This is a genomic window from Vibrio sp. V15_P4S5T153 (assembly GCF_963874485.1).
GTDB lineage: Bacteria > Pseudomonadota > Gammaproteobacteria > Enterobacterales > Vibrionaceae > Vibrio > Vibrio anguillarum.
In genome coordinates this window covers 284,001-304,254 of sequence record NZ_CAWNHR010000019.1, presented here as the reverse complement: position 1 = coordinate 304,254, position 20,254 = coordinate 284,001, and the positions used below count along the sequence as shown (strand labels likewise).

Below are 20,254 nucleotides of genomic sequence, written 5' to 3'. Positions count from 1 at the left end.
TCGTAGTGGTTAAACATAGCGCTTTAATTCCCAGTGCTCTTAGCACTGGTGTGAAAACGGTTAGTAACATTGGTATTTTTGTTTTAATCGGTCATTTCTACGACAATGTATTATTTTCCCAATATATATATATGGTAACACTGGCTACTTTTCTCGCCTTTGTTACCGATTTTGGTTATGCAACGAAAATAATCGTCGATTTTACAGCAAAACCCATTTCTGTAGCGCTGAAAAACTCATTTTATACTCGTTTTTTAGTACTCGCGGTTATTTTGGCTTTAGTTAGCATTGTTTTTATTGGGTTTTATTTTAGCTGGTTGTTTTTATTTTTATTTTTAAATGTTGTTTTTTCCTACTGGTTGGAATCCTTTTCATTCAAACTTCGATTTGAAGGTAAGTACTGGAGCGAGTTTATATATTCCAGTTGGGTGAATTTTCTGCCATTTATTTGTCTAATTTATTTTATTTATACTAAAGCAAATCTAGAATGGATATTTATGATGCTTAGTGCATTCAAGCTTATAACATTCATTTTTTTCTATTCAAGAGTGAAAGTTACAGAGCACAATGAGGTGTCAATAAAATCTGAAATCAATGATTGCTTTAAATTTTTTTTGGATTCAGTGACTCTCAATGCCCAGCCTTTGTTGCAGGTGTACTTGGCTAAAATTTTTTTAGACCCGCCTGCATTTGTTGTTTTTGGATATGCGCAAAAAATAATTCAAGCATTCAACACATTATTTTCAGCATTGAACAATGTGTTCTATCCAAAATTGGCGAGAAACTTAGAGTCTAGAATGGATATTCTGCGAAATTTAAAAAGCTTTGCTATCACAGTAAATAGCTTTCCAATATTATTGTTATTGTTTTTTTTTGTTTTTCAATATGCTATTAGTCCAGTGTTTTTTGTTGACTTGAGCCTATTTTATCAATCTATTTTAACAATACTGCCATATTGTTTGATTGTTGTATTTATCAGGTTTAATAGTGCAATATTAGGTTCATTGTTGACCTTATTCGGCAGACAAAAGTTTCGAGCTACTGCAAATGTAATTGTGCTATTTGTTGAGATTGGGCTACTCAGTCTATTTCTAAAATTGTTTCCGAAAAGTGAAGTTGTAGTTCAAGCACTAATTGCTTCAAGTTTGCTATTACTTGTTGGTTATTTATGGGCAATAAAGAATGACAAAAATATATTTAGTGTTGTTTTTAATACTAAAAAAGCTAAAAGTTAATGAGTTCGAAAGTAGTATTTTAAGACGGTTGTTCTTTAATATTACTGGCACGGAAGTTGGTCTGTATAGTTATGGCTGCTTTGATCTTGTAAGAATTCCCCCGAACACTAGAATAGGTCGATATTGTTCTTTTTCAAGATCTTGTGTTTTCCTCAATGCAAACCATCCGCTAGAGGAAGTTTCATTGCATCCATACTTCTACAATGCTGCTCTTGGCTATGTACAGAAAGACAGAGTAAAAAGAACGCATTTTGATGTGGAGGATGATGTTTGGATTGGTCATAATGCCACTATATTAGCATCCTGTAGTAAAATTGGACGTGGCGCAGTTATCGCGGCAGGTGCTGTGGTTACAAAAGATGTCCCTCCTTACGCTGTGGTGGCAGGTGTACCTGCAAAAATTTTGAAATACCGATTTGACGCCAATAAACAAGCTAAGATTGAAGCTTCTGAGTGGTGGTTAAAAGATAAGTATTCAAACATTAAGAAATTTTTGGGTAAATAAATGAATAAGTTAAAAATTGGCTTTTTATGGCACAATGTGTCTTCTGGTAATTTGGGGGTTGGTGCACTATCAATCAGTAATATGATTCTAATAGATTCAATATGCAATGAATTAGGAATAGATGCCGAATTTATCACTGTTGGTGATGATGAAGTCTCATGCGAATCAAACAAGCGGTTAGTTGAGGAGCAGATCTTTAGGAAATTCCAGCATAAAGTCATAAGTGTTAAAGCTTTAATAACAAATCCTTTTAAGTTAATTGCTTATGTTAGAGAAATAAGAAAATTAGATTTAGTACTAGATATTGGGGCAGGAGACAGTTTTTCAGATATTTATGGTAGTAAGCGTTTTATAATTCAAGTTTTTACGAAGCTAGTGAATGCATTCTTTGCCAAAAAATCCGTTCTTTCTCCTCAGACGATTGGTCCATTTAAGTCATCTTTAGCTGAAAAAGTGGCATCTATTATTATAAATAAGACAGATTTGGTTTTTGCTAGAGATAGCATTAGTTTTGAAGTTGGAAAAAAATATGGAAATTGCATTTTAGGGACTGATGTTGCACTCTCCATGCCATTTGCAAAAAGTGAAATAAAAAATGAAAGGTTGAAAGTTGGTATTAATATTTCAGGACTTTTATGGAATGGTGGTTATACAAAAAACAACCAATTTGATCTGGCTCATGACTATAGAGAGTATATCGTAGAGCTTATTAGCCGTTTTTCAGGGTTAGATAGTGTTGAAATACACCTGGTTTCTCACGTAATAGCAACATCTCCTATTCAACAAGTGGAAGATGACTACACTGCCTGTTTGGAAGCTAATAAATTGTTTCCTAGGTGCATTGTTGCTCCAAGATTTACAAATCCTATCGAAATAAAAAGCTACATTAGCAACATGAATTATTTTACTGGTGCGCGGATGCATGCGACGATCGCCGCATTTTCAAGTGGTGTACCTGTAACACCGTATGCGTATAGTAGAAAGTTTAAAGGGCTTTTTAACACTCTAGGATACAACAGAGTTTTAGAAGCAAAAGAGTTGAATTTAGAAGAAGCTGTTAATTTTAATATACAACATTTCAATAGTAGATATAATATATTACAAGAATTGAAAAAATCTGAAGAAAATAAAAACACTCTAACTAATAGATATCTATTTGAACTTAAAAATTCCATAAGAAATCTATTATGACAGATGTAAATAAAGTTGTAGACAAAGACTTATGTACAGGTTGTGGGTTATGTGCATCAGTTTTTCATAAAAAAATTGAAATACTAAAACAGGACTATAATCGACCTGTTTATAAAGAACGATTAAATAGTGATGAATTGGATAAATTTAAAAAAATTTGTCCTGGAATTAACCAAAAGTCAATTAAAAGTTCCAATATCCATCCTATTTGGGGACCGATTTTATCCTCACATATTGGGCATTCCAATGATAACGAAATTAGATTTCTTGGCTCATCAGGTGGTATTGTAACTCGAAGTCTTCTCTATTCTTTAGAATCAAAGTTAGCTACTTTAGTCGTACAAATTGCTGCCGATGGATGCAACCCTTTAGAAAACACAGTTAAAATAAGTAGAACTAGAGCCGACTTAATTACTGCGACAGGCTCTCGTTATAGTCCAGCATCTCCTCTCGAAAGCATCATTCAAATCATCGATGAAAACCCAAATGACAAAATTGCTTTTGTTGGTAAGCCATGTGACTGCACGGCATTAAGAAATCTAATGGCAATAGATAGAAGAGTTAAAGATTCGATTTCATTAGTGATTAGTTTCTTTTGTGCGGGTACGCCTAGCCGTAATGGCGTTAGGCAAGTAACAAAAGCATTGGGTATTGATGATTCCAAAAACGTCGATCAGTTCTACTTTAGAGGGCGAGGTTGGCCTGGAAAAACGACTTTGGTACAAGAAGAATTTGCATCTTACATGGAATATTCGAGGTCTTGGGGGGAGTTATTAGGGCCTACTATCCAAAATCGTTGTAAATTCTGTGCGGATAGCACTGGTGAAGTTGCAGATATCGTTAGTGCAGATGTATGGCACTGTGATGATAGGGGATACCCACTATTCACTGAGTCTGATGGGCAAGGACTTATACTCGCAAGATCCAATCTAGGAAATCGGTTAGTAAATGAAATGCTATCGTCAGGTGTTATTTCTGCAGCACATTACGATATCGATGAGCTAGCTAAAGTCCAAATCACCCAATTTGAACGTAAATCAACCCTTTTAGTACGGACTGCCGCTAAATCTTTAGTTAGCTTTACTTTCATTAGGCTAAGAAATCAACGTGCTCTATCAACTTTTAGAGCCGTACCTCTAAGTAAGCAGTTACGAGTATTTGTTAGCTCTTTTCTTCGGGCTATTAAGGGGCGAATGTGATCAATATATTTATTTTGAACTGGAACAGTGCTAATGATATTGATGAGTTATTAAATTCTCTAACGTTCTCTAGTAATAAGGCGTTTAGAGTAATATTGATACATAATGGTACCAATGATTGGGATGAACTTGTTGATTTATCAATAAAATATTCTAATGAGTTTGAGATTCATGTAGTTAATAATAATGATAACTTTGGCTATGCAGGTGGTAATAATGCAGGGTTTAACTATCTATCGAACAACGATATTGATGGGGATTTACTAATTCTAAATCCAGATGTTGTCTTAGATAAGACAACTATAGACGAGTTAGTGCTGGCAAAAAACTCTGAAGAGGATGTTGGTTCAGTTATGGTTAGAACTGTTGAGGATGAGAATATAATATATGATTCAATAGTTTTTTCGGGGTTTACTCAGAAGTATTCTATTTATTCAACCAGATCTATTATTTCAACCGACTATTGTGCTGGTTCATGTATATTGATTGATCGCGAAATGGTAGAAAGAGTAGGACTGTTTGATGAAAATTATTTCTTATATTGGGAGGAAGTAGACTTTTCTTTACGAATAATGGAAGAAGGTTATAAGTTGCTTTCTACTACGAAAAGCCAAATTCGCAGAAAGAAGAATAGCACAGAAAGAAGTTCTAATGCATATTATTATTTTATAAGAAATAGTTTCTTGCTAAGGAAAAAGTTCCCATTAAATAGAGGGAATGTTTGTCATTTTTGGTTTATAATAAAAGCAATATTCTCTTCTTTTTATAAAAGTGTAGCTGAGCTCAATTTTAATTATTTAACTAGCTCTGTAAAAGGACTTTTTGATGGTATCAATGAAAATTATGGAAAGAGACCTTAGTTCGATTAGTATGTTTTTTTTGAGTGCTGTTCTCTATGTCTCCAGAATTATTTGGCGGAATAGTTATCAAACTTGCTATATTAGTTATCATATTGTTCAATGTGATTTTATTTAGAATTAGTCGGATGAGGTTTATGACTATCTCATTGATAGCTGTATTTTTAATCTTGCAGTATTGCAGTATTTTTGGGTTGAATTTCGTTCAACTTCCTCCCCTGATTATTCTCCAATTATGTTATGCTCTTATCTTTTATTATTGACAATCATTCCATTTCATAGTTAAAATTATTTCCTTAGTATAAGGTACGGGCTGTTAGTTACTATATCTGCATTCATTGGCTTTACTAGTACACCTCAGACGTTTGCTTCATTAGCATTACTATATCTTTTTTCTTTAACAGGTCAGAAAGGTTTCTTTGGTAGGTTGGTTTCTTCTTTTTTTAATACTATTTGAATTAACAGGATAATGTTGTTTGGTTATTTTCCTTTGTTTTTAATAAAGAAAAGAGCATTTCTATTTTTTCCTTTATTGCTGGTTCCATTTTTTCTATGGCTTATCTATTGATGATGGTTTTCTTACTACACAAACACTATCAAGAATGTTAATTAATGTAATTAATTAACATTTCATCACTTTCATTATTTTATTTGTTGTTTGGGTCGTTTATTAAGCCAGATTTTTACATACATGAATCAGGCATTTTTTATATAGAGAATGGTTTTGCTTTTATAGTTTATTATTTCGGATTCGTTGGTCTTTTTTTATATCTTTCTTTTGTTATTGTTTTAGGATGTTTTTTAATGCGTTCTTTTATCCATAAGAAACTTATTGACATCTGAGTGGTTAATTTTTTGTATATGTCTCATTGTTTTTTCCATTCTTCACTCATGAGTTTTTATTTGTCCATTTCTTTTGTTATTAGGTTTTATGTTATTTCAAATATGAAGAAAAACCTTGGTGGTGATATTGTATGAAAGTTCTTTTTGTTACAAGACCTACGGTCTTCTCTGGTCCTGGTGGCGATACTATTCAACTTTTAAAAACGAAAAAATATTTAGAATTGCTTGGCGTCAATGTCGATATTGCTGATACAACAAGTCCCTCTCTTGATGGTTATGACCTGATCCATTTCTTTAATTTGCGAAATCCACAAGATATCTTTTCTACGGTCATTTCAGCTAAGGAAAAGCGTATACCTACCGTCCTATCGACAATATGGGGTAGCTACAATGAATGCGATAGAAAAACTCGAAAAGGACTACAGAAATGGATTTCCAATAATGTGCCAGAATATTTTTTGGAATATCTAAAAACATCGGCGCGTATTATTTTAAATAGAAATTTCCACAAAGGAATGGTTAGGTATTTAACTAAAGGTCATTACAAATCCCAGCGTGAAATTGCTAGCTCAGTAAATATATTACTACCGAATAGCCCTACTGAACTGGAAAGAGTTGTTTCGGATATGAACTTAGACACTTACAAAGGGCTTTGGGTTGCAAATGCGGTCGATATTAATGTTTTTAATATGAACCAAAATTTTACAGGTAAGTATGATCATCTAGAGGGCTGTTTATTAAGTGCCGCTCGAGTCGAGATCCGGAAATGTCAACTTGATCTCATAAAAGCAGTTAAAGGATTACCTTATAAATTAGTGATTGTAGGGAAACCTAGTCCAAATAGTAGAGCTTATTATGATGAGTGTCTCAGTGAAGCAGGGGGTAATGTTATATTTATTAATCACGTCGAACAGGAGGAGCTTGCTGAATTGTATAAGGTTGCTAAAGCACATGCTCTGATTTCTTGGATGGAGACCCCTGGATTATCTTCATTAGAAGCTGCTATGATGGAATGTAACTTATTGGTTACTAACCGTGGTGATACAGAGTTCTACTTTGGAAACTATGCTGATTATTGTGAGCCTGGTGACATAGAATCAATCCGGAGTGGAGTGATCTCTGCGATGGAGAAGGAGTTTGATGCAAAGTTAAAGGAGAAAATTATCTCCAATTTTACTTGGCAGCATACAGCAAGGAAAACACTTGATGGCTATAATTGGGCATTAGATATAATGAGGAAAAATAATTGAAAATATTGGTCACAGGCGGTGCTGGATTTATCGGATCCGCAGTTATTCGCCACATTATTCAAAATACACAAGATAGTGTGATAAATGTTGATAAGTTGACCTATGCGGGGAACTTGGAATCATTACAAGATATTGACAGTAGCGACCGTTATGCTTTCGAACCAGTCGATATCTGTAACCGTTCCGAATTAGATCGTGTGTTTTCTGTGCATCAACCAGATGCGATTATGCACTTGGCCGCGGAATCTCATGTAGACCGTTCTATTGATGGCCCAACTGCGTTTATTGAGACCAATATCATTGGCACTTATACCTTACTTGAAGCTGCGCGCAGTTATTGGAACGCGCTTGAGGGCAATAAAAAATCTGCATTCCGCTTCCATCATATTTCAACCGATGAAGTGTATGGTGATTTGGAAGGTACAGATGACCTCTTTACAGAAGAGACTCCATATTCACCTTCTTCACCTTATTCTGCATCAAAAGCCTCTAGCGACCATTTAGTACGCGCTTGGTTACGTACCTATCGTTTTCCTACCATAGTGACTAATTGCTCTAACAATTATGGACCATACCACTTTCCTGAAAAGCTGATCCCATTAATGATTCTAAACGCTCTGGACGGTAAACCACTTCCTGTCTATGGCGATGGAATGCAAATTCGCGATTGGTTGTTTGTCGAAGATCACGCTCGAGCGTTGTATAAAGTGGTGACAGAAGGCCAAGTAGGTGAAACCTACAACATTGGTGGTCATAACGAAAAAGCTAATATTGAAGTGGTGAACACACTCTGTACACTGCTTGATGAGTTGGTACTGAATAAGCCTACAGGCATTACCCATTACGCAAACCTTATTACTTACGTCAAAGACCGCCCTGGGCATGATGTGCGTTACGCGATTGATGCATCGAAAATAGAACGAGAACTCGGCTGGAAGCCAGAAGAGACGTTTGAATCAGGTATTCGCAAAACCGTTGAATGGTATTTGAATAACCGCGAATGGTGGAGCCGCGTGTTAGATGGTTCATACAGCCGTGAGCGTTTAGGCTCCGGACAATAACAACCAATTACGTTGACGATTTCATGAAACGTATTGTTTTAGTTGGCGGCTAGGTATTAGTCTATTTTCTATTGCTAGTACCGTATAGAAAAAGAAGAGAACTCGATACTGTTTGAGTGATTTGATCAGTCGCCAAACAAATCCACAATCGCTATCGAGTTTCATAATTCTGACATTATCTGACTAGAGGTTGTTGACCCAGAGAAGCGAGAAATGACTAGGTTGAGTAATTACACACCCAATTTTTTAATGCAACTTGTTGTTGCCTAAAAGCATAACTGCATAATTTAGGCACTTAGATTTAGAATCTATCGACTGTTTGCTCGTTTGGTTAGAAGGCAAACTTAGTCTACGAAGAGTTAAAATTCGCTCTTTGGGGACGATGTACACGCAAGAAATAAAGCAGTAAAAGTCTTAAAAAATAGCGTGTTAACTCAATGAAAAATGGATTTATAGTTGCCACGACCGCTCTAAAGTTGAAACAGCCATGTCTCGATACAAAGATTTAACCAGCGATCAATTAAGCTTGAACAATTACAATACTCCAGTCGGAGAAGCACTCGCCAATGTCAAAGGCATGAACAGGATCATAGGACTAGGTATACCTATTCGAAATTAATGGAGACAGGTAGCAGGCAAGATCTACTCTCCGTCTGATTTGACAACAACGCCGTTAAAGAGTGAAACCTCATTTACAGGTGGTATCAAACGTAAACGGATGAAGTGTGTAATAGATGAAAATTACCTAAGGTAAGTTCTTGTAAGCCTACGTGACGGGGATATTCATGCGGTTTCTGTGGTCGGAATATGATGACTAAGATTATGAAAAATTAATTAGTGTAATGGTAAAGAACTTATTAAGATTTTTTTCAGCGAGTTACGACAACTTTCTAATAAAAATTCGAATACACTACTAATATTAGAACAGGAAATATAATAGTGGGAAAAATTGCAGTTATTGGTACAGTTGGGATTCCTGCCTGCTATGGTGGTTTTGAGTCACTTGTTGAAAATTTAACAAAGAATAGCTCTAATAAAATAGAATATACAGTTTTTTGTTCATCTAAAGATTATAACAACAAGTTATCCTTCTATAATAATGCCAAATTAATTTATCTACCATTGAGAGCAAATGGTGTGCAAAGCATCCCTTATGATATCCTATCATTGTTAAAGTGCCTTCGCATTAAACCAGATGTCGTTCTTATACTGGGGGTTTCTGGCTGTATATTCTTGCCTCTTTTTAAATTATTTTCCCGTAGTAAAGTTGTTACCAACATTGATGGACTTGAATGGAAGCGTAATAAGTGGGGGCAATGTACAAGACAATTTTTAAAATGGTCGGAATCATTAGCAGCTAAGTTTTCTGATGTTGTAATCACGGATAATCAAGCAATAAGTGATTATGTTTTGAAAGAATACGCCGTTAAAAGTCAAACTATTGCTTATGGTGGTGATCATGCGATTCGGCACTTAAGTGCCGACTCAACTCAGGAAATATTTGATCTTGGATTATGTAGAATTGAACCTGAAAATAATGTTGTAATGATTCTAGAGGCTTTCTCTAAATCGAAGAGAAAGCTAAAGTTTGTTGGTAACTGGCAAGCTAGCGAATTTGGACGAATACTAAAAAAACAATATAGTATTCATGATAATATCGAACTATTAGAGCCTATTTATGATCTAGATAGATTATATCAACTAAGAATACAATGTTCCAGATATATCCATGGTCATTCTGCGGGAGGTACCAATCCTTCTCTAGTTGAAATGATGCATTTTGGTATTCCTATCTTTGCTTTTGATTGTAGCTTTAACCGTTACAGTACTGATGATAAAGCACATTATTTCAATAGTATTGAAGAGTTAAGTAGGTTGATGAACTCTACCAATAATGATGAATTGAAAAAAAATGCTCTTGCTATGAAAGATATAGCTCTAAAACGTTATACTTGGAGCAAAATAACAGAAAACTATGAAAGTATTTACTTATCTTTTTCATAAACTCACGGATCAGGAAAAATCATGAACATACTTATTTTAAAATGGTTTTGTAGCGTAAGTAATGGTATGAATGCCCTCCACCGCTAAGATCGATATTCAGCTAAAATCAGTTGATAAAACGATGACAATAAAAGCAAGGTGGAGCTATTTTGCAGGTATCCATTTGGACTTGGACTCTATCACCAGAGATCGGGGGCTCGTATCTTTGGAAATCTTTTTTACGTTGGTAAGTTACAATATGTTTAATAGAAGCTTCTGATAAAATTTTGTAGATCATTTTCGTTGTTTTGTAATAGCTCCTATACCCGTGATCATTGAAGATGCTTAATTTTCCATGAACGTAGGATCATGCTAGACGCCATGAAAATTACACTTACTCCAAAGCAGAAGCAGCAACTCGAAGAGATGCACGACTCAACTCGTGATGGTCGAGTGCGAGACCGTATTAAAGCGCTTTTACTCGCGTCTGAAGGCTGGAGTCAGACGATGATTTCACAAGCTCTTCGTATTCACGAATCGACCGTTGCTCGCCATCTTAGTGATTATGTTCTCTCTGGAAAATTTAAACCTGAGAATGGTGGTAGCCAAAGTCGACTTTCTGTGACTCAGACGATGCAGCTCATTGAGCATTTGACTGAGAAAACCTACTTTCATACCCATCAAATCGTTACTTACGTCAAGACGGAGTTCGGTGTGAGCTACACCGTTGCAGGTATGAACAAGTGGTTACATCACCACAGTTTTTCATACAAAAAGCCCAAAGGCGTACCGCGCAAGCTAAAACCAGAAGAGCAGCAACCATTTATCGAGTATTACAGCGAAGTGCTTAAGTTTAACGATGCACCTGTGCTTTTTATGGATGCCGTTCATCCAACTCAATCAACAAAGCTTAGCTATGGTTGGCTCCGTAAGGGGCAGGATAAGCTTATTGAGACAACAGGAAGTCCTACACGATTGAATATAATCGGTGCTCTTGCACTGAAAGACATTGGCGCAACGATCACAGATACTTATGACACGATAGATAGCGAGAGCATCGTTCGTTTCTTTTGGAAGCTCAACAAGGAACATTACCGATTAGAGCAGAGGGTTCATATCGTACTTGATGGAGCCGCCTACCATCGGTCAGAGCTGGTGAGAAATGCGGCAAAAGTGCTCAATATAGAGCTTCATTACTTACCACCATACAGCCCAAACTTAAATCCAATAGAGCGACTTTGGAAAGTAATGAATGAGCATGTGAGGAACAATTTTTATTTTTCCTCCAAAGCGGCATTTACCTCTGCAATCAAAAACTTTTTCGATGTGACGTTACCAAAAGTTGCAGACTCACTTGCGTCCAGAATTACGGATAATTTTCAGATATTGAAACCAGCATCTTCACGTTGAACGGGTATAGACAATATAGGAGCTGAAATATGAGCGAGTTAACCAACCCATTTATGCATTTCCAAATCATTAAAGACTACCGACAAGAAAGCAAAGTAGAGCACAAATTATCAGATCTTATTTTGCTGACAATTTGTGGTGTTTTTTCGGGTCATGATGGCTGGGATGGCATTATCGATTTTGGCAATGCTCGCTTAGATTTCCTCAAACGATATGGTCACTTTGAAGCTGGTATTCCTTCTGCAGATACGCTGTCTCGTGTGATGGGCATGATTAATCCGGCAGCGTTGCAAAGAAGCTTTATAGCCTAGATGAAGGACTGCCATACACTGACGGATGGAGAAGTCATCGCCATCGACGGCAAAACACTACGTGGCTCTTATGACCGCTCTAAAGGTAAAGGAACGATCCACATGGTGAACGCTTTTGCTACTGTAAACGGAATGAGTATCGGCCAACAGAAGGTTGATAGTAAAAGTAATGAAATTACCGCGATCCCCAAGCTACTTGACTTGCTAGAGGTAAAAGGCTTCTTGGTTACAATCGATGCAATGGGATGCCAAAAGAAAATAGCGCAGAAAATCCTCGATAAAGAAGCGGATTATTTGTTGGCAGTTAAAGGAAATCAGGGAATGCTTGAGCAAGCCTTTGATGATTATTTTCGAATGAACATGCTTCAAGACTTTGATGGCCGCTCTTACAGTACACAAGAAAAAAGTCACGGAAGAATCGTCTGTGGCGACAGAGCAAGATGTGAGTATTCGTTACTATATATGTAGAAGCCCAAACGTTGCTTGAAGCGACGCGTTCTCATTCGTTCTCATTGGGGCGTAGAGGCCATGCATTGGTCGCTTGATACCGCATTTTGTGAGGACAACTCTCGTATAAGAGTGGACGATCGAGCAGAGTCTTTAGCAAGGATCAGGCAGATGTGTTTAAGCCTATTAAAGAGCGAAACCACCTCTAAATGCTGTCTCTTGATCACAAGTCCTGTTCAAGAGACAGAGCGAGTTCGTAGCCTTCAAGGATGACTTGTAGTTTGAGCCATCCTTCCCAGAGCGTTTTAACTGACGCTCTTCCATTTCTTTTACTGTCTTTCCAACCGCCAAGCCGTGCGAGATGTTCATAAGCCCATTTTGCTGTGGGAACTTCCTCTGGAAGCGGCGTCTTTATTCTTTTCACCCAAAGCAGCTTCCAGACCCTTGAAGACAAGATTTTCTCACAGCTGATATCTTCAACTTGCTCATTGGCAAATTTTAACTGGAAGAGCCTTACGGCTAAAAAGGCAAAAATAGCCGCTAATCTATCTAAGTTGCCTTTACTCTGTACCCGAAGCCCTTCAACTCCGGTTCCTTCGCTCTTCCAGACCTTTTGATATTCCTCAATTAGCCAGCGTTTCTCGTAATACGTGATAATTTTCAAAGCCTCTTCCGCACTGTTTACGGGTTCATTCGTCAGAATGTGCCAGTTCGGTTTCTTATCTTCATCTCCGACCTCAGAGCAACCTACATAATTCAGTGAAATAGGTTTGTAACCTTCCCTGTTTTAGTGACACTCTAAATTAGAGTTTTTCCTACCTTCATGCCTTGTTAAATACTCCCAGGGAGTGAGGTCATCGAGAGCGTCATGCGGGCGCTCATCGTTGTATTCCTTCATCCATTTTTCTGTCAGTTCTCGGACTTCGCTCAGAGTTTTAAATACGTACATGTTGAGTATTTCTGTTCGATAAGTTCGGTTAAACCGTTCAATGTAAGAGTTCTCCGTTGGTTTTCCTGGACGGATAAACTCCAGTTCAACTTGGTTTTCTTCCGCCCACTCAGCCAGTGCAGTCGAGATAAATTCAGGGCCATTGTCCATGCGCAGCTTACTAGGTTGTCCTCGCCAGGCAATAATACGCTCTAGTACCCTTATGATGCGTGGCGCGGGCAAATTTAAATCCACTTCAATCACCAGTACCTCTCGGTTGAAATCGTCCACGACATTGAACGTACGAAAGCGCCTGCCGCAGATCAATGAGTCACTCATGAAGTCGATAGACCAACAACGGTTGATCCACTCTGGGCATACCAAGGGGGCTGGATTTCGCGTAGGTAGGCGCTTTTTGCCTTTGCGCCGTAGGTTTAACCTGAGCGAACAGTACACCCGATAGACTCGCTTATGATTCCATCTGTGTCCCCAACGCCTAAGTACTTTAAATAATTTGCCAGATCCGTACGCAGGATACCGCTCTGCTGCTTCCTACAATTTCGCTATAACCTCATCATCTCGATGAGGATCTGGTCGATATCGGTAGACAGAGTCGCTAATGCCAACTACGCGGCAGGCCATTCGCAAACTGACCTGATATTGTTTGCGAGCGTAATCGACAAGCTCGCGTTTAACCGCTGGCCTTACAGCTTTTTTTCCAGGATATCTTTAACGATACGGTGCTCGAGACTAAGGTCGGCAAACATTTGCTTGAGCCTGCGATTCTCGTCCTCGAGCTCTTTTAGTCGTTTAACATCTGACGCTTCCATACCCCCATACTTGGACTTCCAGTTGTAGTATGTGGCATCAGAGATGCCATATTCGCGGCAGACTTCGTTGACCTTTCGACCTGCCTCCACTTCCTTCAGGATCTTTACGATTTGTGTTTCTGTGTAACGAGACTTTTTCATCATGCGTTCTCCGTTTGTTTCAGTGTAAACGGAAAAACTCTAATTGCTAACGGCCAGTTTTTTGGGGAGGGTTACAGGTTCACCTGTTTTATTCGAGGGGGGGCTTTAATGTCACCGCCGCATATTTTACATCCAGTGTCACATATCGGGCTTTACGACCACCTCTTTGCGCTATCTGTATTTGTCGTTTTTTCACACTCTTAAGCTCAGACGCAAAGTGATAAAGCTTGTCTGCCCCTTCTTCTATGTGGCGACTCATCATTGATCGCACAACAAAACGTTGTTGGTTGGCTATTTTGTATATGAGGTAGTCGTAGATATCGGCTTCACGGTCGCAAACCGATATCACGTTAGCCATCGATGTTCCTAAACGGGAAGCCATATTACGAGATGCTCTTTCCCATTTATAACCTTCTTTTTCTTCATAAGGTCGTTTAAATCCTGACGGCGGATGCCCCGAGTCTTGATGTTTCTCGTCCATCTTTGTTGTTCAATTAGACCAACAACGTCAAGTTTGTCAGGAGCAAACAACAAAATACTATGAGCCAGCAGACCACGATAGCGATTACCTTGGTTCACATGCCCTAAGTCAGTTCGAATAGAACGATGCTTGTAGCTTAAGGTGGTTGTATCTTCTATCGCGAGAAGGAGAGGATAATGGTGAACTTGATTGACTGTTGCATTAAAACCGGCCTCAGCAATATCGTCTGAGGAAACATTATCGTTGCGAATAAACCGGTAAGCGCCCTCCATGCTTGCTGGTGAAGGGGAAGATTTGACTACTGATTTGCCCGGATGCTGAGCTAAATCTGAAGCCATTTTTACGAGTCTAGCCGTTCTTCTTGGGTCTCCAAGTTTAGCATGCCCAAATTGTTCTTCAGCCCAATCGTTATTACTTTTTATCATCTCAGGAGTCCTCAACTAAGTCCGTTAAAGATTTGATCGTGAAGCAAGAATTTAGTTCAAAAAAAATCCCTCACATCATGTGAGGAACTTCTGTATAAAAGACAGCATCTAAAGGTGGTATTAAACGCAAGCGTATGAACTGTGCAATGAACGAAAACTATCTAAGTAAAGTTCTCGAAAGCCTTACGTGACAGTGATGTTCATGCGGTTTCCGTGGTAAAAGCCTTTATTTACGGGGATGTTCATTATTTTTACGTAGCACAAAGTTGGCAATATGCCATCCATAGCTAAGCAGTGACGCATAGATAATGAAACCAGCGATAAAGCTATAAAACATAAACGCTTCGCTGATGTTATAGATTTCTCCAAATATGCCGCAAGCAGCAAAACAAGTTGCAATTAGAGAAATCGCCAACACGGTTTGCAACGAATTCAACCCAAATCTTTGAAAAATATGATGGAGGTGTTCTCTATCGGGTTTAAACGGTGAATCACCACGGCGAATTCGGCGCAGCATAATTGTAGCCATATCCATCAAGGGTACGGCGATTAACCAAAGCGCGGTGACGGGTCGTAGCGGTGGTGTTTTGCCATTTTGGCTCGATAAGAGCAAAAACCAAATTATGGTAAAGCCAATGAGCATACTACCCGCATCCCCCATAAACACCTTCTTTTTGCGGCCCAATACGCCGATATTCAGCAAAATATAAGGCAATATGATGACAATCATTACGAGACAAAGATAGGCTAATTGATGTTGTCCATCATAGGTTAACATCAAGCCTAGTCCACCAAAGGTTACAACCGATAGTGCACCGAGTAAGCCATCAATGCCATCTACCATGTTAAAGGCATTGATCGCTCCAACCACCGCTAAAATTGTGATAACATATCCAGTCAAGCCCAGTCGTACCTCGCCAAAGCCGAACACATTACCAATCGTGTGTAGTTCAATTCCGCCTATCATCATCATTGCAATGGAAAGCCCCGCTTGAATAATAATTCTGATCTTAAAGTTCAGGTCATATTTATCGTCCAATGCTCCTACAATCACCAGTAGAATGATACTAGCGGCATAAAGTTGGCTATGGGGTATTAAGGTTGGGTTGTTAAAAAGAAAGTAAACGAGGCAGAAACAAATCGCGATCCCCCCGACAAGTGGCACAGTGCCTTGGTGAAGTTTTCTTTCGTTAGGTTTATCGACGAGGCCAATTTTTTTTGCCACTTTTCTTAAAACAAAAAGCGATATCAACGAAAAAAAGAATAAAAATCCTAAGTCGATAAAAGGTACTATCACAAGCTAACCTACCAAAAATGTTATAAGTAATGTTCTGTAAATCGACAAAAAATTCTCGTATTCAGCGCTTGTTTAGCTGCATATGGAGTGATTAATAAGAATATGTTGCCTCAATCATCTGACGATGAATTATAGGCTAAAAATGATCGTGTGTCATAGAACTCGTTGGTTCATATTGTCATTTACCTCACTTTTCAGATTTTTAAATAGGTGATGATCGTCTTTTTAGTTAGCGTGTTAGCGTAGTAGATAAACGGGAATGAGAGGAGTACTACCCATGAATCATGTCAGGAGAATCTTGACGCTTTGGATGATTAGCTATCTCCAAGCTCTAAAATTAGTGAGGATGTTTGACCAGTTAATGTTTAACATTGAGCTGTAAATTATTCCTTGATTTTATTTTCTCTAATACTAGATGGTATCCAAGTGCTTAGTTATTAACTAATGCCGCTGTATGCACAAGTGGAGTGTAGTGGTCAACTAAAATTGGCCACGGTTTTAGAGTTTTCCCAATATAATCGTTCTGATTCATTGGGAGTTAGACCACCGTTATACTGATGTGGCCTGAGTTGGCAGTAATATCCGATAATGTAGCGGGTGATCTCTTGTTGAGCCTCAGCGAAGCTATGATAACCCACAGTTGGCACCCATTCCGTCTTCAAACTTCTAAAGAAGCGCTCTATCGGCGCATTATCCCAACAGTTTCCTCGGCGAGATAAACTCTGTTTTATTTGAAAGCGCCACAGCAATTGACGGTATTTACGGCTAGTGTAATGACTGCCTTGATCGCTATGGAACATAACACCTTTAGGCTTACCACGAGACTCATAGGCCATCGAAAGAGCTTTGCCTGTTAGCCTAGAATCCGGTGATAAAGACATCGACCAACCAATCACTTTGCGGGCAAAAAGATCGATAACGACCGCTAAATACATCCACCGATTACCCGTCCAAATATACGTAACATCGCCAGCCCAGACTTCATTTGGAGCCGCAACAGCAAATTGACGACTTAAGTGATTTGGAACGTCAATATGTTCTTGTGAAGCCTTTCTGTAACGATGCTTTGGTTCTTGGCAGCTCACTAAACCAAGAGTTCTCATTAGCTTTGTTGCTCGGTATCGGCTCAGCTTTACACCCTGATTTGTGACTATATCTGCAATGGTTCTCGCTCCCGCAGAGCCATTGCTTGCGGCGTGAGCCTCGCTAATCAAGCTGCGCAGTTTTATTGTTTCCGCATTAATTAACGCTGGGCGCTTAAGCCAATAGTTATAACTGCTTCGATGAACATTGAAGATTTCGCATAATATTTTTACGCTGTGGCTCTGCTTGAGTTTCTTGATTATCAAGAATTGTTCAGTGAGTCCGACATCAAGAGAGCCGTGGCTTTTTTTAGTATTTCATTATGCTCTTCAAGGCGAGCCAGCTTCTTTTTCAATTCCCTAATTTCTATTTGCTCAGGGGTCATAGGTGAAGCTTTCGGTGTTTTCCCTTGGCGTTCTTCTCTAAGCTGGCGAACCCATTTATCCATCGTGGACTTGCCCACATTCATGGCTTGGGCTGCTTCCGTCACTGAGTAATTTTGGTCTAAGACTAGCTGCGCTGCTTCTAACTTAAATTCTGCGCTAAATAGTCGTCTTGTACGTTTTGTCATAATGTCACCTGTTAACTTATGAGGTGATGATATCACCTCTAACTAAGTGACCAAATTCACTATGCCACTACAACCAAGAGTATATTTACGCATATCAAACCATTCTTTGGCTTCCACGAGGACAACACACAAAGAGCCCAATAGCACCTCAAACAAACTAAAATTAATCACTTAGCATAGTTACATCACTTATCTTGCTCTACTTTAGGTATTCGAAGCAATACGCCACCCAAGATAGTTAACAAATAAATTAAATGAGTGTGGTGCAAAGGCACATCTGTCAGCCCAGCAAGTAACAACATGATTAGCATACTGTTTATTAAAGGGTTATGAAGATATTCGAAACCTCGTCCATTAAATTTAATGATGAACGCTAAAAAAAATAACAACGCCACCAACGTTCCGACGATTCCGTAACGTGCTAAAAAATCCAAATATTGATTATGTAAGTGAGGCTGTACAGCCGCACCGCGATTTTTCATACTGGAGACACTATCTTGCAGACTGTCATCGCCAAGACCAAATATCGGATCATCAACAATCAGACCTAAACCATGCTTCCATAAATCAAGCCGGATACCAATTGAGGTTTTGTGGTCGCCTTTCTCTATCATGGAAAATTCATATTGTGTTTGTTTTATTCGTGCATCGATATCTTGCTTAAAGAACGTATAAAATGATATTGATACTGCAATTACTGAAAAGCACAAAACGATATAATGTTTCAATTTCGGCTTTACTACTGCTATTATTAAGTAGAGGACGGCAGCAGGTAAAAACAATATTACACCTCTTACATCTGTCATAATGATAGCTGCCAATGAGAGCAAACCACCGATCAAGGAAATTATCTTCAATATGTTGGAATGATTCTTTAACAAAAAATAAATACAAGATAATATGAGAAAAGAAACATACAACGCATATGGTATTGGATTAGTCGCAACACCTACTCTAGGAATACTTAATACATAGTGTTCATAAAATGCATTCAAGCCACAAATAATTGCAGCGATAGCAATTAAGTAATAGATAACTTGGAGATTGATTTTCTTCCATGGCACAAAAAGTAAATATAACAAACTTGCAATTAACGTTCTAGGCAAAGAAAATTCATCACCACGGATAAAATGATATCCAGAAAAAATTACCGTCATCAATAATCCAGAGATAAAAAAACTTTTTAGATCGGAATTCCAGTTTTCTCTAATTATCTTTCGATATTTCAACAAACAATAAATAGAAACGATTGGTATCAATCGTGAAAGAATAAATTTACTATCAGAAAAATTAAAGATCACCATTAGAACAAATACTAATGGTGATAGTAAAAACAACTTCTCTATATGATTAATTATTTTAGTTTTTATAAGCATTATTTGCTAAAGCCATTTTTAATTTTCGATATAGTGAGTACAATTCACGAGTGGGTTTTCTGTACAATGGAGCCTTAGTTTGTTTTTCATTTTGAAAAGTTGTCTCAAATTTTTGAGGATTTTCAACCATACTTGGAGAAAATAAAAATGATGGCATTTGATGCAAATATAATGAACCCATGTAGTTATCAACAGGCATTGACCAATATTGAGAACCTTCGATTAACTTTTGAGCAGCCACAGTGGAAAGTGCATAAGCTCTAGCACCACCGAAATTATTACTCAGAAAGTAAATTTCATAATTAGGCATTTTTTCTTTTAGAAAAAGTTCACTACGTTCATAAGCTTTTTCCAATCTTAGAAAGCCATATTCTTGGACTTTAATTTTGATTAAATCAATAAAATCAACAAAACAAGGTAATAACTCTGCATCATCCTCTAAAATAATTATCGGCTCGTTAAGCTCTATACTCTTTTTCCACAGCAAATAGTGACTCGCGTAACAGCCAAGTTCACCTTTCATCGGCATTTTGCCACCAGTAAACCATAATCGCTTAGTATAATCATAGTTAGCAAACAAAGGATGAGGGGACTCACACCGACCGTCTATGGCATCAAAAAACTCAAAATCAATGCAGTAATTTGCCATTTGTTGCTCAATCGAAGCTCGTCTTTCTAGGCTTTTTTTAAGGCTAATAACGTAAATTTTCATCACAAAAACTCAAATTTCCATTTTGCTCTAAGATAAAAGATAATTACTGATATGCGCAGCGTAATATCTATCCTCATAATGAAGCATGATTAGAGCATATCTTGCCTATCATTTGAAT

15 protein-coding genes and 4 pseudogenes are annotated in these 20,254 nt (G+C 37.9%); 11 read left to right on the top strand and 8 right to left on the bottom strand.

Features of this window, described 5'->3' with window-relative positions; genetic code table 11:
• Positions 1-5: 5 nt before the first annotated feature.
• The 8 genes from AACT42_RS19980 (at position 6) to AACT42_RS19945 (ending at position 10,145) form a co-directional block, all read left to right on the top strand.
• Positions 6-1,235 carry a lipopolysaccharide biosynthesis protein gene (locus tag AACT42_RS19980; RefSeq protein WP_047690640.1) on the top strand — a complete coding sequence of 410 codons (1,230 nt, stop codon included), beginning with the start codon at positions 6-8 and terminating at the stop codon, positions 1,233-1,235.
• Positions 1,183-1,740, top strand: coding sequence for a CatB-related O-acetyltransferase (locus AACT42_RS19975; protein WP_081989819.1), 558 nt, complete (start codon positions 1,183-1,185; stop codon positions 1,738-1,740). The genes AACT42_RS19980 and AACT42_RS19975 overlap by 53 nt, the downstream gene beginning before the upstream one ends.
• The gene (locus tag AACT42_RS19970; protein WP_094133369.1) at positions 1,741-2,931 is read left to right on the top strand and encodes a polysaccharide pyruvyl transferase family protein; all 1,191 of its coding nucleotides are present in this window, start codon (positions 1,741-1,743) and stop codon (positions 2,929-2,931) included.
• Positions 2,928-4,130 (top strand): Coenzyme F420 hydrogenase/dehydrogenase, beta subunit C-terminal domain, encoded by a 1,203-nt coding sequence (locus tag AACT42_RS19965; RefSeq protein ID WP_094133370.1) that lies wholly within the window; start codon positions 2,928-2,930, stop codon positions 4,128-4,130. Before AACT42_RS19970 ends, AACT42_RS19965 begins: the two co-directional genes overlap by 4 nt.
• The gene (locus tag AACT42_RS19960; RefSeq protein WP_094183057.1) at positions 4,127-4,990 is read left to right on the top strand and encodes a glycosyltransferase family 2 protein; all 864 of its coding nucleotides are present in this window, start codon (positions 4,127-4,129) and stop codon (positions 4,988-4,990) included. Before AACT42_RS19965 ends, AACT42_RS19960 begins: the two co-directional genes overlap by 4 nt.
• Positions 4,991-5,961: 971 nt before the next feature.
• The gene (locus AACT42_RS19955; protein ID WP_047690649.1) at positions 5,962-7,080 is read left to right on the top strand and encodes a glycosyltransferase family 4 protein; all 1,119 of its coding nucleotides are present in this window, start codon (positions 5,962-5,964) and stop codon (positions 7,078-7,080) included.
• On the top strand, positions 7,077-8,141 hold the full coding sequence (gene rfbB / locus AACT42_RS19950; protein WP_047690652.1) for a dTDP-glucose 4,6-dehydratase: 1,065 nt from the start codon (positions 7,077-7,079) through the stop codon (positions 8,139-8,141). The genes AACT42_RS19955 and rfbB overlap by 4 nt, the downstream gene beginning before the upstream one ends.
• 939 nt (positions 8,142-9,080) lie before the next feature.
• Entirely contained in the window at positions 9,081-10,145 is a 1,065-nt protein-coding gene (locus AACT42_RS19945) for a DUF1972 domain-containing protein (RefSeq protein ID WP_176432258.1), read from the top strand.
• A 139-nt stretch (positions 10,146-10,284) separates the two neighbouring features.
• Here AACT42_RS19945 and AACT42_RS19940 read toward each other — a convergent pair.
• Positions 10,285-10,413: pseudogene (locus AACT42_RS19940) on the bottom strand (IS481 family transposase); the annotation flags it as partial.
• A gap of 92 nt (positions 10,414-10,505) precedes the next feature.
• On the opposite strand from AACT42_RS19940, the gene AACT42_RS19935 reads away from it, so the two are divergent.
• The 3 genes from AACT42_RS19935 to AACT42_RS24855 are packed head-to-tail and all read left to right on the top strand — an operon-like array spanning position 10,506 to position 12,313.
• Entirely contained in the window at positions 10,506-11,534 is a 1,029-nt protein-coding gene (locus AACT42_RS19935; RefSeq protein WP_094168059.1) for an IS630 family transposase, read from the top strand.
• Between the two features lie 29 nt (positions 11,535-11,563).
• Positions 11,564-11,845: an ISAs1 family transposase gene (locus tag AACT42_RS24860; RefSeq protein WP_052190366.1), complete on the top strand. Its 282-nt coding sequence runs from the start codon at positions 11,564-11,566 to the stop codon at positions 11,843-11,845.
• A complete protein-coding gene (locus tag AACT42_RS24855) occupies positions 11,846-12,313 on the top strand; it encodes an ISAs1 family transposase (protein WP_047691464.1) in 468 nt (155 codons plus the stop codon).
• Positions 12,314-12,515: 202 nt separating this feature from the next.
• Here the strand turns inward: AACT42_RS24855 and AACT42_RS19925 are convergent.
• The 7 genes and pseudogenes from AACT42_RS19925 to AACT42_RS19895 all read right to left on the bottom strand — a co-directional run.
• Positions 12,516-13,079, bottom strand: a pseudogene (locus AACT42_RS19925) (IS4 family transposase); the annotation flags it as partial.
• Positions 13,080-14,191, bottom strand: a pseudogene (locus AACT42_RS19920) (IS3 family transposase). It abuts the pseudogene before it with no gap.
• 66 nt (positions 14,192-14,257) lie between these two features.
• A pseudogene (locus tag AACT42_RS19915) lies at positions 14,258-15,097 on the bottom strand (IS4 family transposase); the annotation flags it as partial.
• 226 nt (positions 15,098-15,323) lie between these two features.
• Positions 15,324-16,394, bottom strand: a complete 1,071-nt coding sequence (gene wecA / locus AACT42_RS19910) for a UDP-N-acetylglucosamine--undecaprenyl-phosphate N-acetylglucosaminephosphotransferase (RefSeq protein ID WP_047689742.1) — start codon at positions 16,392-16,394, stop codon at positions 15,324-15,326.
• A gap of 476 nt (positions 16,395-16,870) precedes the next feature.
• Positions 16,871-18,048, bottom strand: a protein-coding gene (locus tag AACT42_RS19905) for an IS3-like element ISVch4 family transposase (RefSeq protein WP_094167903.1) whose coding sequence is annotated in 2 segments (ribosomal slippage) — positions 16,871-17,790 and positions 17,790-18,048 — 1,179 coding nt in all. Because the reading frame shifts where the segments join, the coding sequence is not laid out codon by codon here.
• A gap of 185 nt (positions 18,049-18,233) precedes the next feature.
• Positions 18,234-19,424 carry an O-antigen ligase family protein gene (locus tag AACT42_RS19900; RefSeq protein WP_047688581.1) on the bottom strand — a complete coding sequence of 397 codons (1,191 nt, stop codon included), beginning with the start codon at positions 19,422-19,424 and terminating at the stop codon, positions 18,234-18,236.
• A complete protein-coding gene (locus tag AACT42_RS19895) occupies positions 19,408-20,136 on the bottom strand; it encodes a glycosyltransferase family 25 protein (RefSeq protein ID WP_047688579.1) in 729 nt (242 codons plus the stop codon). The genes AACT42_RS19900 and AACT42_RS19895 overlap by 17 nt, the downstream gene beginning before the upstream one ends.
• Positions 20,137-20,254 lie beyond the last annotated feature (118 nt).

Excerpts from the sequence above, each read along its gene's own strand:
- AACT42_RS24855 (WP_047691464.1), top strand. The coding sequence starts at position 11,846 with ATGAAGGACTGCCATACACTGACGGATGGAGAAGTCATCGCCATCGAC.
- AACT42_RS19965 (WP_094133370.1), top strand. The coding sequence starts at position 2,928 with ATGACAGATGTAAATAAAGTTGTAGACAAAGACTTATGTACAGGTTGT.
- AACT42_RS24860 (WP_052190366.1), top strand. The coding sequence starts at position 11,564 with ATGAGCGAGTTAACCAACCCATTTATGCATTTCCAAATCATTAAAGAC.
- AACT42_RS19900 (WP_047688581.1), bottom strand. The coding sequence starts at position 19,424 with ATGCTTATAAAAACTAAAATAATTAATCATATAGAGAAGTTGTTTTTA.
- AACT42_RS19935 (WP_094168059.1), top strand. The coding sequence starts at position 10,506 with ATGAAAATTACACTTACTCCAAAGCAGAAGCAGCAACTCGAAGAGATG.
- AACT42_RS19970 (WP_094133369.1), top strand. The coding sequence starts at position 1,741 with ATGAATAAGTTAAAAATTGGCTTTTTATGGCACAATGTGTCTTCTGGT.
- AACT42_RS19895 (WP_047688579.1), bottom strand. The coding sequence starts at position 20,136 with ATGAAAATTTACGTTATTAGCCTTAAAAAAAGCCTAGAAAGACGAGCT.
- AACT42_RS19955 (WP_047690649.1), top strand. The coding sequence starts at position 5,962 with ATGAAAGTTCTTTTTGTTACAAGACCTACGGTCTTCTCTGGTCCTGGT.
- AACT42_RS19975 (WP_081989819.1), top strand. The coding sequence starts at position 1,183 with ATGACAAAAATATATTTAGTGTTGTTTTTAATACTAAAAAAGCTAAAA.